Below are 14,337 nucleotides of genomic sequence, written 5' to 3'. Positions count from 1 at the left end.
CCTCTTGATTTTATTACATTAGATTTTTTTCCAGTTTAAAACCATAAGAATCCATTTTACCTATACCTATAAACGTTTCTTCACTGGTATATACTCTAAAAAGCTTATCCTCTTCAACTCTTGCTTTACAAAATCTTTTATCTGAAACTTTAACCCCGTTTAAAAGTAACTTTTCATATCCATTTTCTATAATAATTTTATCATAGAAATCTAATGTTTTATCCATAGTCATTAAGTTATCTTCTATAATAACATTTTCCAAATCATCGTAATTTATAGCATCATCTATTGAAAACGGACTAGATAAAGTCCTTTTTAATTCAGTCATGAAAGCCCCTACTTCAAGTTCTTTACCTATATCATAACACAAGCTTCTAATATAAGTTCCTTTGGAGCACACGACATCCATCGATATTTTAGGAAGTGATATTTGTATATTTTCTATACTGTAAATAGTAACTGGTCTTTTCTTTCTTTCGACCTCTATTCCTTTTCTTGCTAACTCATATAATCTTTTACCATTTTGTTTTAGCGCTGAATACATTGGAGGTTCTTGCATTATAGGTCCTTTAAAAGAATCTATAACTTCAAGTACTCTATGTTCGTCAATTCCAATAATTGATTTTTCATCAATTACTTTACCTTCACTGTCGTAAGTATCAGTAATTTTTCCAAGCTCAAAAGATACACTATAACCTTTTTTACCTTCCATTATATAATCAATTATTTTGGTAGCTTTTCCAATACAAATAGGCAAAACACCTGTCGCCAAAGGATCTAAAGTACCAGTATGACCAACCTTTTTTACTCCAACAATCTTTCTTACCCTAGAAACAACTTGAAAAGATGTTATTCCTTTGGGTTTATTCACAATAATTACACCATTCATTATATCAACTCTTTTTCTATTGCGCTAAGGAGTAATTCTTTAGCTTCATCTATTGATTTCTCCTTGAAAAATACACCTGAGGCCTTACAATGTCCGCCTCCTCCAAAAAGTCCTGCAATATTTCTAACATCGAAATTATTTTTACTTCTTAAACTTACTTTAATCCCGTTAGAAGCTTCCTTAAGTAATACAGCAACTTCTACTCCTTTAACCTGTAATCCAAAATTAACGACATCTGCTACCTCTTCAGGAGGTATACCTATAGCATCACATATACGATTTGTTATTTCTAAAACCGATACTTTACCATTAAAATATGTTCTTATGTTTTTTATAACCTCACCTAATAGAATCAAACTCTCTATAGGTTTATTATCAAAAAGTTCTGAATGTACTACTGAATTATTTATACCTAAGGATATTAATTCCCCAGCTATCTCATGGGTTCTCTTAGTTACATTCGAATGCCTAAATGATCCTGTGTCAGTAACAATAGACGTATATAGACATGTAGCCATGTCCTTATTAACGATAACATTCATAGCCTTAAGAAGTGAATAAACTATCTCTGCTGTAGCTGAAGCGTTAGTATCAACATAATTAATTTGTGCATATTTATCATTTGATAAGTGATGGTCTATATTTACTGTGGTTCCTTTATAATTACCTAGCTCTGCTGATACTCTTTCAAGATTACCACAATCTAAAATAATCACTAAATCTGTATCATCTTTAGGTTCATAGACTTCGTTATCTATTTCGGAGGAACAAGGGAGAAAACCCAAGTCCTCTGAAATAACATCTTTTGAAAGTATATAAGAAATTTTACCTAGCTTCCTAATACCTTGTAGTAAAGCAAGTGCACTTCCTACCGCATCACCATCAGGAGATACATGGTAAGTAATCCCTATTATAGAAGATTCATTAATTTTATTTATTATATCTTCCATGATTATTTCTCCTTAGTCTTTTCAATTAGAGAATCTATATACATTCCTCTAGAAATTGATTTATCCTCTTCGAATATGATTTCTGGAGTATATCTTAAGTTTATTCTATGACCTAATTCTCTTCTTACAAAACCACTAGCACTTTTTAAAGCGTCTAATGTTGCTGCTTTTTCTTCTTCATTATTTGTAAAAATTGAAACGAAAATCTTAGCATATCTTAAATCTTTAGTTACATTTACATCAGTAACAGATACCATTGCTGAAAGTCTAGGATCCTTTATTTCATATTGAATCAGAGAAGAAACTACCTTCTTTACTTCTTCATTAATTCTGCCACCTCTATAATTAGCCATAAAATCACCTCTTTACAGTTCTTTTCTCTTTATAGCTTCCATAGTATAAGCTTCTACTATATCGCCTTCTTTTATATCATTAAATCTTTCAATTGTTATTCCACATTCGTATCCAGCATTAACTTCTTTAACATCATCTTTAAATCTCTTTAATGAGCCTAATGTTGATTCAAAAATAACAATGCCTTCTCTTATTACTCTTACATCTGAATTTCTAACAAGCTTTCCATCTAAAACATAAGATCCTGCAATAGTTCCAACGTTAGAAATTTTATAAGTTTGCCTAATTTCCGCTTTTCCAAGTATAACTTCTTTATATTCTGGATCAAGCATTCCTATCATAGCAGATTTTATATCTTCAATAGCATCATATATAATTCTATATGTCTTCATATCAACATTTTCTTTTTCTGCTGTAATAGTTGCATTAGAATCTGGTCTAACATTAAATCCTATAAGTAATGCATTTGATGCAGCTGCTAAAATAACATCACTTTCAGTAATAGCTCCAGCGCCTCCATGTATAACTCTAACTTTTACATCATCTGTTGATAATTTTTCTAATGAAGATCTTATTGCTTCAACAGAACCTTGAACGTCAGCTTTAACAACAACAGATAACTCTTTGATTTTGCCTTCTTTGATTTGAGAGTATAAATCTTCTAAAGATACTCTGTGACTTGAATTAAGTTGATCAGTTCTATCTTTATCTTTTCTTGATTCAGCCATTGTTCTAGCAGTTTTTTCATCTTTAACTACGTTAAATCTATCTCCTGCTGATGGAACTTCTGAAAGACCTAATATCTCTACTGGTATAGATGGTCCTGCTGATTTTATCTTTTTACCCTTATCATCAAACATTGCTCTAATTCTACCATAAGTTGACCCTACTATTATAGAATCACCTACGTGTAAAGTACCATTTTGAACAAGAAGACTTGCAACAGCTCCTCTTCCTTTATCTAATTTAGCTTCAATTACAGTTCCTTTAGCTCTTCTATCAGAATTTGCTTTTAATTCTTGTATTTCAGCTGTAAGAAGAACCATTTCTAGAAGAGAATCTAAATTTTCTTGTGTTTTAGCAGATACAGGTACACATATAGTATCTCCACCCCAGTCTTCAGATACTAATCCATATTCTGTCAATTCTTGTTTTACTCTCTCTATGTTAGCACCAGGTCTATCTATTTTATTAATTGCTACAATCATTGGAACTTCTGCTGCCTTACAGTGATTTATAGCTTCTCTAGTTTGAGGCATTATTCCATCATCAGCTGCAACAACCAATATAACTATATCTGTAATTTGAGCACCTCTTGCACGCATAGCAGTAAATGCTTCATGTCCTGGAGTATCTAGAAAAGTAATTTTTTCATCATTTACCTTTACAGTATAAGCTCCAATATGTTGAGTTATTCCACCAGCTTCTTTTTCTGTAACGCTAGATTTTCTTATAGCATCTAAAAGAGAAGTCTTACCGTGGTCAACATGACCCATTACTGTTATGATTGGTGGTCTCTTAGAAAGATTTTCTTCCTTATCAATATCTTCTTCTATTTTCTCTAAAGTTAAATCATCAGCTTTTCTCTCTAAAATTATTTCAAATTTCTCTGCAACCTTTTGAGCTGTTTCAAAATCTATCTCTTGATTTAATCCAGCCATAACACCTTCGAACATTAATGTTCTAATTACTTCTGTGCTTGGTTTCTTAAATTTATCAGCTAAATCCTTAACTGTGATGCTGTCGCCAATTTCTATAACTTCTTCTATTGACCCATCATTTAGTTCTTCATCACTTTTCTTGTTTCTGTTCTTTTTCTTTTTCTTAGCTTGATTATTAACTTCTTCAGCAATTCTTTCTTCATATTCATCTACTATAGTTTTTTTCTCGTCATCACTTACTACAGTAGTTGACCCTGCTAAAAGTTCCTTAATTAATGCAGCATCTTCATCTTCAATTACACTCATATGATTTTTTACTTCAACAGCGAATTCTTCGGCTAGTAAGGTTATCAAATCTTTACTTGAAATACCTAGCTCTTTCGCTAATTCATACACTCTAATTTTAGACATGTATTCACCCCCGAATATTATTAAATTTTATTATTTTTATTTTCTTTATAGTTAATCAATAATTTATCTGCCATATTTTTATCAGTAATTCCTATCACATTTATCTCAACTCTTCCTATTGCCATTCCTAAATCTTCTTTTGAAAATTCATCGATAAATGGTATGTTTTCTTTTATGCAATAAGTAGAAAATAATTTGTAGGATCTTTCTGATAAATCATTTGAAAATATAAATAGATGTATTTTCTTTTTCCCTAAGGAATCTTCACATTTATTATATCCTTCAATAACTTTACCGGCTCTTTTCACCAATCCTAAAAATTGAAAAAATTTATTAATCATTTGAAATCACTTCTTTCAATTTTTCATAGATTTCAGCATTTATTTCACTTTCTAAGTTCTTATTTAAGCGCTTTGCTTTATATGACTTCTCTAAACATTCAACATTTTTGCAAATATATGCGCCTCTTCCTGACTTCTTGCCAGTTAAATCAACAGATATCTCTCCTGTAGGAGATTTTACTATTCTTATTAACTCTTTTTTAGGTTTCATCTCCATACATCCATTACACATTCTCATTGGAATCTTTTTGACTTTCATTAATAACACCTCTCTATTCTTTTATCTGAGATTTGCTTTTAATGTCTATTTTCCAGTTAGTTAACTTTGCTGCTAATCTAACATTTTGACCTTCTTTACCTATAGCTAAAGAAAGCTGAGAATCGTCAACAACTACTTTTGCTGATTTAACTTCTTCATCTATTGTTACATCAAGTACTTTTGCTGGACTTAATGCATTCGCAATAAATTCTTCTGGAAGCTTACTCCATTTAATTATATCAATTTTCTCATTTTTAAGTTCATTTACAATGTTTTGTACTCTTTGACCTTTTGGACCAACACATGCACCCATAGGATCAACATCATCTTCATTTGAATGAACTGCTATTTTAGTTCTTGAACTAGCTTCTCTTGATATTGATTTAATCTCTACTATTCCAGTATATATTTCTGGAACTTCTAATTCAAATAATCTTCTTACTAAACCAGGGTGAGTTCTTGAAACCAAAACTTGAGGACCCTTAGATCCATTTTTAACTTCAACTATATATAATTTTAGCATTTCATTAAAATTATACTCTTCTCCTGGCATTTGTTCATTTGGACCTAAAATTGCTTCTAATTTGCCTAAATCAACAAAGACATTGCCTCTGTCTTTCCTTATTACAGTTCCTGTAATAATATCAAATTCTTTTTCTTTAAACTCATTATAAACAATTTTTCTTTCAGCTTCTTTTATTCTTTGAAGCACAACTTGTTTTGCTTGCATAGCAGCTATTCTTCCAAAATTTCTTGGAGTTACTTCTATTTCAACAATATCACCAAGTTCATATCTTGGATCAATTTCTTTTGCATCTGGTAGCTCTATTTCAGTTAAAGCATCATAAACGTCTTCAACAACTTCTCTTTGTGAGTAAACATGTAGCTCTCCAGTTTCTGTATTTATACTTACTCTAACATTTTGAGCCCCTCTGTCACTTCCAAAAGAATAGTTCTTTTTATAAGCGTTAATCAAAGCATCTTCTATAGTTGCAAATAGTAACTCTTCACTTATTCCCTTATCTCTAATGATTTCTTTTAATGCACTAATGAATTCCTCATTCATTGATATACCCTCCTTAATCTATATCTCCCCTTCAATATTTATGGACTTGATTTTATCTTTTGGAATTATAATACTATTATTATCCCTTAAAATAACAATTTCATCCTCTTTTATTTCGGATAACGTTCCTTTAATAACTTTTTCACCATTAACAGCCTTTAAAAGTCTTGCAACTACTTTAGAACCTATACTTTTAATCATATGTTCATTAGTAAATAGCTGTCTATCAATGCCTGGTGAAGATACTTCTAGATAATATTGACCTTCTATAGGATCTGATTCATCCATTAAATTGCTTACTAATCTACTGATTTTTTCACAATCACTTAAGGATATACCATTATCTGAATCAATATATACCCTTAAATAATACTCATTATTTTCTTTTACATATTCAACATGATAGAACTCATATCCCTGTTCATCTACCAAAGGTTTTATAAGTTCTTTAAGCTTATCTTCCAATTCAATCTTTTTCATCTTTTAACCTCCTTTACTAGCCTTACCGTTTAGTATAGCCAATAGTTAGCTTATTAATATAAGCTATATAAAAACGCAACATTTATAGTTGCGTTTTACAAATAGAAAGAGCGGACAAATTGTCCACTCCCTTCTACGCTTCTATTTAAATAAACTTTCTATTTTTATAATAACATAGTAATAATTGGATTACAACCTTTATTTGAAATTATCTTTTTTTATCCAAATAATGAAATTTGGTTTGTTTCACCAAGACCCTCTAGACATCCATGAATCGTTAAAGTTTCTATAACTGTTTTTGATATTTTAGCTCTTATTCTTAAATCTTCTTTTGATATAAATTCTCCATCTTTTCTTACCTCTACTATACTTTTTGCTGCATTATCTCCAACACCTTGAAGAGAATTAATAGGTGGTCTTATCATACCATTTTCTATTTTAAATTTTACAGAATCTGATTCGTAGAGATCAACTTTTAAGAACTTAAATCCTCTCTTAATCATTTCAAAAGCTATTTCTAATATAGTCATTAATCCTTTATCTTTTTGGGTTACATTATTACCCATTTGATATATCTCTTGTAGCTTATTTTTAATAGCACTCTCACCTTTACATATAAGTTCAGCATCAAAATCATCTGCTCTAACTGTAAAGTAAGTTGCATAGTAAGCTAAAGGATAATAAACCTTAAAATATGCTATTCTTACTGCCATCATAACATAAGCAACAGCATGCCCTTTTGGGAACATGTATTTTATCTTTTTACAGGATTCTATGTACCATTCTGGAACACTATTCTCCTTCATTATCTGTTCATACTCCTCGGATACACCTTTTCCTTTTCTCACTTTTTCCATTATATTAAATGCCGTCTTAGGAGGAACCCCTTTGTAAATTAAGTAAACCATAATATCATCTCTTGTAGAAATACATTCACTTAATGTAGTATATCCTTCTTTAATGTAATACTGAGCATTATTAAGCCATACATCAGTACCATGTGATAGTCCCGATATTCTAACTAAATCTGCAAAAGTTTTTGGCTTAGTATCCAAAAGCATTTGTCGAACAAATTTAGTTCCAAACTCAGGAAGTCCATAGGTTCCCACCTCACATTCAAGCTCTTCTTTTGTTATCCCAAGTGCATCAGGACTTGTAAATAAACTTAATACTTTTTCATCATGAAGAGGAATTGTTTTGGGATCTATACCTGTTAAGTCTTGAAGCATTCTTAAAACTGTTGGATCGTCGTGACCTAATATATCTAATTTTAATAGTCTACCACTTATTGAATGATAATCAAAGTGCGTTGTAACTACATCAGAATCACGATCATCTGCTGGATGTTGTATTGGACAAAAATTATGAATATCATTATCTCTAGGTACAACCATTATACCGCCTGGATGCTGGCCTGTAGTTCGTTTTATACCTGTACATCCTAGTGTCAATCTCTCTATTTCCGCCGATGATGCTATTATATTTCTTTCATCTAAATATTTTCTAACATATCCATATGCAGTTTTTTCTGCTACAGTTCCAATAGTTCCTGCTTTAAATACAAACCCCTTTCCGAATAAAACCTCAGTATATTTGTGAATTACACCTTGGTTATCTCCAGAAAAGTTTAAATCTATATCTGGTTCTTTATCTCCCTCAAAACCTAAGAAGGTTTCAAATGGAATGTCATGACCATCTTTTTTATATAAGGTTCCGCAATCAGGACAATTTTTGTCAGGTAAATCAGCTCCAGAACTTATAGATCCATCTAAAAAGAATTGCGATTTTTTGCAATTTGGACATACATAATGGGGTGGTAGCCCATTAACTTCTGTAATATCAGACATAGTTGCTACAAATGAAGAACCAACAGATCCTCTTGAACCAACTAAATATCCATCTGAAATTGATTTGGCAACTAATTTTTGAGCAATTAAATAAAGCACTGCATATCCATTTGATATAATTGAATTAAGTTCTTTATCCAACCTCTTTTGAACCACTTCTGGTAAATTATCTCCATAAATACTATGAACCTTATTTAAAGTCATATTTTTAATATCGTCCTCTGCCCCATCAATTTTAGGTGGATAGGTTTCATCTGGTATTGGCTTACAGCCTTCTATTTGATTTGCTATAAAATTAGTATTTTTAATAACAACCTCATAAGCCTTATCTTCACCTAAATAATCAAATTCCTTTAACATCTCATCAGTTGTTCTTAGATATAATGGTGGCTGACTGTCAGCATCGCTAAAGCCTTGTCCCGCTAATATTATTTTTCTATAAACTTCATCTTCTGGATCCATAAAATGCACATCACAAGTGGCTACAGTTGCTTTTCCTAGTTTTTGTCCAAGATCATATATATTTCTATTTATTGTTTTTAATTCTTCTCTATCTTTTACATTTCCCTTTTCAATTAAAAACATATTATTGTCTATAGGTTGTATCTCTAGATAATCATAAAAACTTGCAATCTCTTCTATTTCATTTTGAGATTTACCATCTAAAATAGCTCTATATACTTGACCAGCCTCACATGCAGACCCAATTATTAACCCCTCTCTAAACTCAGATACAAGTGTTTTGGGTAATCTAGGTTTTCTATAGAAGTTATCTAAATGGGCTTTACTAACTAGTTGATATAAATTTTTAATCCCCACTTGATTTTTAGCAAGTATTATTACATGGTACATAGGCAGCTTACCAATATCAACATTATTTAAAAACTCTTCATTTAGCTTATCTAAGTTATCTATATTGAAATCTTCTACTAATTTCTCAAAACATTTTAATAAAATCTCAGCTGTTGCCTTTGCATCATCTACTGCTCTGTGATGATTTTCTAAAGAAATACCTAAATGTTTTGCTATTATATTAAGTTTCACTCTTTTTAAGTCTGGATATAAAAATCGCGCTAAAGGAACAGTATCTAAAATACTAAAAGAAAATTCTAGTGATAAATTGTTACAATTGGTTTTAATAAAAGAGCAGTCAAATCCTGCATTATGAGCAACCAAAACTGAACCTTTACAAAAAGCTAAAAATTCTGGCAACACTTTATCAATAGTAGGTGCATCCATCACCATACTATCTTCTATTGACGTTAGTTCAGTAATATTAAAGGGAATTGGTCTCTCTGGATTAACAAAACTTGAAAATCTATCTATTACTTTACCATCACATACTTTAACTGCCCCTATTTCGATTATTTTATCATTTTTAGGTGAAAACCCTGTTGTCTCTATATCAAAAACTACGTAATTATCTTTAATACTTTGATTTTTAGAATTTATAACTATAGGAACCCCATTATCAACTAAATATCCCTCTAGTCCATATATAACTTTTATTCCATGTTTTTTAGCAGCATCCATAGCTTCAGGATAGGCCTGAACTACACCATGATCAGTTATTGCAATTGCAGGATGACCCCACTTAGCTGCTCTTTCTATAAGTTTTGAAGGTGATGTGACAGCATCCATAGTACTCATTGTAGTATGACAATGAAGCTCAACTCTTTTTTCAGAAGCCAAATCCTGTTTTACAATTTTCTGCATCTTTACTATATCTCTAACACTAAAGGTTATTTCTCTTGAATAATTATCGTATCTTGCCTCTCCCCTAATCTTGCAGTATAAACCTTTTTTAACATTCTCCAAAACTCTCTCTTGAACTTTAGAATTCAAGAAGGCTTTTACAACAATAGATGATGTATTATCTGTAATAAAGAAGGTTAGAAGTATCTTTCCGCTTTTAGTTTCTCTTGTTTCAACTTTAAATATCTCTCCTGTTAAAGCTACTATCCCTAATTCCTCATTTACACTCTTTATAGGAATAGATTCTTCTACAATAGCTCTTCCCATAATTATATTTTCATTATCTATTTTTACATCTTTATTACTATAATCTTTCTTCTGTACTTCTGCTGACTTTACTGGCATTTTTGGTCTTTCAACCTGGACATTGCTTTTTATTTCTTTTATTATTTTTTCTGTCTCTTGCTTTTTATAGACTTTATATTCTTCATTTATCTTTATGTCAATTTCACTATCAAACTTTAAACTAACTACTGCTTTAAATCCAAATATAGAATTAATATATTTTCTTAATAAGTCTTGCATCTTCTGTTTTTTTGCAAAATTTATTAGTATCTCTGAGCCATAAGAAATTATTAAAGAGTTATCTATAACTTCTTTTTCTCCGGACAATAATATATTTTTAGTTAATGGATGCTTTTTAATTATTTCTTCAATCAATTCGTTCCAGTGCTTATCTACAATCTCTTTTAAGCTTATATTGGATATATCTATAATACATAAAATATCTATGTCAACATTCAAATTCAACTTTTTTGTAATTATCTCTCTAACACTTAATTCTTCCTTACTGCTTAAGGCTTCTTTGCTTCTTAAGATAACCTTTAATTTATTACTTTTTTTCATATATTGAAAACCTGAAATTCTAAGAGCTTTTTCCTCAATATCTTCAAGTTTATAAATTTCTTTATTTATTGACTCTATAAATTCCTTACCCAAGGAAAATTCCTCCTAGCATAATTAAAAATAATTTTGAATACCAAAAGCAAAAGAAGAAATCCAGCGTGCTGAATTTCAACTATACTTTTTCTATTTTAACTTGTTATCTAAAGTTTATCAATTTCTTTCATTAATTCTTGAACTAAATCTTCCTCTTTAACTTTTTTTAATATTTCACCCTTTTTGAAGATTATACCTTCACCTTTTCCTCCTGCAATCCCTATATCAGCTTCCCTAGCTTCTCCTGGGCCGTTAACAACACACCCCATAATAGCTACCTTTATATCTTTTTTGCAGCTTGAAAGTTTATCTTCAATCTCTTTAGCTATTCCTATAAGATCAATCTGAGTTCTTCCGCATGTTGGACAAGAAACAAATTCTATACCACCTTTTTTAATTCCTAAAGCTTTTAGAATTTCATTCCCAACTTTAATTTCCTCAACAGGATCACCAGTTAAAGATACTCTTATCGTATCTCCAATCCCCTCTGCAAGTAAAGTTCCTATTCCAACAGAAGACTTTATTGTTCCTCTCCAAGGGGTTCCAGACTCTGTAACTCCTAAGTGAAGAGGATAATCTGACTTTTCACTCATAAGTCTATAACTATTTATCATAGTTTGAACATCAGAAGATTTTATAGATATAACAATATCTCTAAAGTTCATCTTTTCTAATATATCTGCACTTTTTAAAGCACTTTCAACCAATGCTTCAGGACATGGCTTTCCATACTTAGCTAGAAGCTCTTTTTCTAATGAACCTGAGTTAACACCTATTCTTATAGGTATGTTTTTATCATTACATGCTTCAGCAACCATTTTTACTCGTTCAATTGAACCAATATTGCCTGGATTAATCCTTAAGGCTGAAACTCCATTTTTTATAGATTCTAAAGCTAATTTATAATCAAAATGAATATCTGCAACTAGAGGAATACTTATTTGTTTAGCAATTTCTCCTATAGCTTTTGCCGCCTCCATATCTGGAACTGCACATCTTATAATATCACACCCAGCAATTTCTAGGTTTCTTATTTGATTTACTGTACTTTTAATATCTCTAGTATCTGTATTGGTCATAGATTGGACTGTTATTCTGCTATCTCCACCTATAAATGTTTTATTACCAATCTTAATCTTTCTTGTTTCTTTTCTAAACATATTCTACACCTCTAAAATTGAACTGGAAAAAGTATATCCTTAATTGTTACTAAAATCATTATTCCTAATAAAAGGGTTAATGCCACACTATTAACGTAATTTAATATTCTATCAGGTATTTTTTTGCCTGTAATTAATTCAATTAATATAAAGAATGCCCAACCACCATCTAATGCTGGGAAAGGTAATAAGTTAAATACAGCTAAATTTACTGAAATAAATGCAGTAAAATATAGAAGACTCCAAATCCCTGCTTTTGCAGCTTCTCCACTCATTCTTACTATTGTTACAGGTCCGCCAATATCTGTTTTTAGATTAGCTTTACCTGAAAATAACATCTTAAATCCTAAAAATGTCTGCTTAACTAATGAAACTGTTTGATTAGCACCATATTTAATTGATTGAGTAAATGAAGGATTATCAACTCTACCAAAGTAGAATCCGATTTGATAGGTTCCTTCCTCGGTCAACTTAGGTGTTATATTAAATTTTCTTGTTTCATTATTACGATTAATCTCAACATCCAATGGATTTCCTTTAGCTAATGCTACAGCTACAGATACATCTTCAGCTGTTAGTATTTTCATATCATTTATTTTAGTGAACTTATCTCCAGCTTTAAGACCAACCTCTTTCGCTGGGGAATTATCAACTATATCCTTAACCTCTGGAGTACTAAAACCTAAATTCATACCCATGGTAATAAAAATAACTATTGCTAAAAGATAATTCATAACAACACCAGCTACTATAATACTTATCCTTCTTAGTGGGGATTTGCTTGTAAGGCTTCTTTTATCATTAACTTCTTCTTCCTCCCCAAGCATAGCAACTCTTCCACCTAGAGGGAGAATTCTTAAGCAATAATCCGTCTCACCAACTTTAACACCTATAACCCTAGGTCCAAAACCTATAGAAAACTCCTCAACTTTTACCCCATTTACCTTTGCCATTATAAAGTGACCTAATTCATGAACAATTATTAGCACAGAAAATGCTAATATAGCTGCTACTATATACATCTATTTCCTCCTTCTAACTATATTTTTGATAAATATAGCTTCTAACTAATTTGTCAGTAGATAAAATACCCTCTATAGTTAAATATTCATCTACATAAAATCTATTCATACACTCTTCTATTATTTCTGGAATTTCTAGAAACTTTACTTTTTCTTCTAAAAATAATTCAACTAAAACCTCATTAGCACCATTTAAAATTGTCGGCATTATACCACCAATTTTCCCTGCATCAAAAGCTAGTTTAAGGCATTTAAATGTATCAAAATCAGGTTTTTCAAAGCTTAAATTAGCTAAATTCCAAAAATCTAACTCTTTACATATATTACTTTCCCTATTAGGATAGTTTAATGCATACTGTATAGGTAATTTCATATCTGTAGAACTTATTTGAGCAATTACGCTTGCATCTTTAAATTCCACCATAGAATGTACTAAACTTTGAGGATGAACAACAACTTGTATCTTTTCAAACGGTACATTAAATAGCCAATGAGCTTCTATAACCTCTAACCCCTTATTCATTAACGTAGCAGAATCTATAGATATCTTTCTCCCCATACTCCAGTTAGGGTGTTTTAAAGCCTCCCTAAAAGTTACATCTTCTAGTTCTTTAGAAACTTTCCCTCTAAAAGGTCCCCCAGATGCTGTAAGAAGAATTTTGTTAATATCTTCATACTTTTCTCCATTTAGACATTGGAATATAGCCCCATGTTCTGAATCTACAGGCAATATTTTTACACCATATTTTTTTGCTTCCTCCATAACAATAGCTCCGGCTACAACTAAAGTTTCTTTATTTGCTAAAGCTATATCCTTACCAGCTCGTATAGCTTCTAATGTAGGTTCAAGACCTATCATACCAACTACAGATGTCAAAACAACATCAATTTCACTTAAAGATGCTATTTTTTTAAGTCCATCTATTCCCTTTAAAAGTATAACTTCTTTATTGTTATCTTTAATATAATTTTCGAATTTGTTGTAAGCATCATCTTCTTCTAATACAATATATTTAGGTTTAAATTCCTCTAATATTTCTATCATTTTTTCAAAGTTTTTAAATGCAGATGCAGCTACAAGTTCCATAGTTTCTCTATGAAATCTAATTACGTCTAAAGCTTGCGTTCCTACGGATCCAGTAACCCCTAATATCGATATTTTTTTCATATTTTGCCTCCTATATTTGCCTTTCTAAAAAGTCA

12 protein-coding genes are annotated in these 14,337 nt (G+C 30.9%); all 12 read right to left on the bottom strand.

The window, feature by feature from the left end; all coding sequences use genetic code 11:
- Positions 1 to 13: 13 nt before the first annotated feature.
- On the bottom strand, positions 14 to 889 hold the full coding sequence (gene truB / locus L1S49_RS11505; protein ID WP_238904504.1) for a tRNA pseudouridine(55) synthase TruB: 876 nt from the start codon (positions 887 to 889) through the stop codon (positions 14 to 16).
- Positions 889 to 1,845, bottom strand: coding sequence for a bifunctional oligoribonuclease/PAP phosphatase NrnA (locus L1S49_RS11500; RefSeq protein ID WP_238904590.1), 957 nt, complete (start codon positions 1,843 to 1,845; stop codon positions 889 to 891). The genes truB and L1S49_RS11500 overlap by 1 nt, the downstream gene beginning before the upstream one ends.
- A complete protein-coding gene (rbfA, locus tag L1S49_RS11495) occupies positions 1,842 to 2,192 on the bottom strand; it encodes a 30S ribosome-binding factor RbfA (protein WP_021802101.1) in 351 nt (116 codons plus the stop codon). The genes L1S49_RS11500 and rbfA overlap by 4 nt, the downstream gene beginning before the upstream one ends.
- A gap of 12 nt (positions 2,193 to 2,204) precedes the next feature.
- Positions 2,205 to 4,265 (bottom strand): translation initiation factor IF-2, encoded by a 2,061-nt coding sequence (gene infB, locus L1S49_RS11490; protein ID WP_238904502.1) that lies wholly within the window; start codon positions 4,263 to 4,265, stop codon positions 2,205 to 2,207.
- Positions 4,266 to 4,285: 20 nt separating this feature from the next.
- The gene (locus tag L1S49_RS11485) at positions 4,286 to 4,603 is read right to left on the bottom strand and encodes a ribosomal L7Ae/L30e/S12e/Gadd45 family protein (RefSeq protein ID WP_034856827.1); all 318 of its coding nucleotides are present in this window, start codon (positions 4,601 to 4,603) and stop codon (positions 4,286 to 4,288) included.
- Positions 4,599 to 4,865 carry a YlxR family protein gene (locus tag L1S49_RS11480; RefSeq protein ID WP_021802104.1) on the bottom strand — a complete coding sequence of 89 codons (267 nt, stop codon included), beginning with the start codon at positions 4,863 to 4,865 and terminating at the stop codon, positions 4,599 to 4,601. The genes L1S49_RS11485 and L1S49_RS11480 overlap by 5 nt, the downstream gene beginning before the upstream one ends.
- A gap of 13 nt (positions 4,866 to 4,878) precedes the next feature.
- Positions 4,879 to 5,931: a transcription termination factor NusA gene (gene nusA, locus L1S49_RS11475; RefSeq protein WP_073015984.1), complete on the bottom strand. Its 1,053-nt coding sequence runs from the start codon at positions 5,929 to 5,931 to the stop codon at positions 4,879 to 4,881.
- 18 nt (positions 5,932 to 5,949) lie between these two features.
- A complete protein-coding gene (gene rimP, locus L1S49_RS11470; RefSeq protein ID WP_073015983.1) occupies positions 5,950 to 6,411 on the bottom strand; it encodes a ribosome maturation factor RimP in 462 nt (153 codons plus the stop codon).
- Between the two features lie 218 nt (positions 6,412 to 6,629).
- On the bottom strand, positions 6,630 to 10,952 hold the full coding sequence (locus L1S49_RS11465) for a PolC-type DNA polymerase III (protein WP_238904500.1): 4,323 nt from the start codon (positions 10,950 to 10,952) through the stop codon (positions 6,630 to 6,632).
- Between the two features lie 107 nt (positions 10,953 to 11,059).
- Complete coding sequence (ispG, locus tag L1S49_RS11460) at positions 11,060 to 12,112, bottom strand: flavodoxin-dependent (E)-4-hydroxy-3-methylbut-2-enyl-diphosphate synthase (protein ID WP_238904498.1); 1,053 nt, start codon at positions 12,110 to 12,112, stop codon at positions 11,060 to 11,062.
- An 11-nt stretch (positions 12,113 to 12,123) separates the two neighbouring features.
- On the bottom strand, positions 12,124 to 13,134 hold the full coding sequence (rseP, locus tag L1S49_RS11455) for an RIP metalloprotease RseP (protein ID WP_073015980.1): 1,011 nt from the start codon (positions 13,132 to 13,134) through the stop codon (positions 12,124 to 12,126).
- Positions 13,135 to 13,147: 13 nt separating this feature from the next.
- The gene (gene dxr, locus L1S49_RS11450; protein ID WP_238904496.1) at positions 13,148 to 14,302 is read right to left on the bottom strand and encodes a 1-deoxy-D-xylulose-5-phosphate reductoisomerase; all 1,155 of its coding nucleotides are present in this window, start codon (positions 14,300 to 14,302) and stop codon (positions 13,148 to 13,150) included.
- Positions 14,303 to 14,337: the final 35 nt, after the last annotated feature.

This window comes from Clostridium sp. YIM B02506 (genome assembly GCF_022324845.1).
GTDB lineage: Bacteria > Bacillota > Clostridia > Clostridiales > Clostridiaceae > Clostridium_T > Clostridium_T intestinale.
Note: the sequence above shows the minus strand (reverse complement) of the source record. Positions and strands in the feature narration are given on the sequence as shown.

Coding starts and splice junctions, on each gene's coding strand:
- truB (WP_238904504.1), bottom strand. CDS start 889: ATGAATGGTGTAATTATTGTGAATAAACCCAAAGGAATAACATCTTTT.
- rbfA (WP_021802101.1), bottom strand. CDS start 2,192: ATGGCTAATTATAGAGGTGGCAGAATTAATGAAGAAGTAAAGAAGGTA.
- infB (WP_238904502.1), bottom strand. CDS start 4,265: ATGTCTAAAATTAGAGTGTATGAATTAGCGAAAGAGCTAGGTATTTCA.
- L1S49_RS11480 (WP_021802104.1), bottom strand. CDS start 4,865: ATGAAAGTCAAAAAGATTCCAATGAGAATGTGTAATGGATGTATGGAG.
- nusA (WP_073015984.1), bottom strand. CDS start 5,931: ATGAATGAGGAATTCATTAGTGCATTAAAAGAAATCATTAGAGATAAG.
- rimP (WP_073015983.1), bottom strand. CDS start 6,411: ATGAAAAAGATTGAATTGGAAGATAAGCTTAAAGAACTTATAAAACCT.
- ispG (WP_238904498.1), bottom strand. CDS start 12,112: ATGTTTAGAAAAGAAACAAGAAAGATTAAGATTGGTAATAAAACATTT.
- rseP (WP_073015980.1), bottom strand. CDS start 13,134: ATGTATATAGTAGCAGCTATATTAGCATTTTCTGTGCTAATAATTGTT.
- dxr (WP_238904496.1), bottom strand. CDS start 14,302: ATGAAAAAAATATCGATATTAGGGGTTACTGGATCCGTAGGAACGCAA.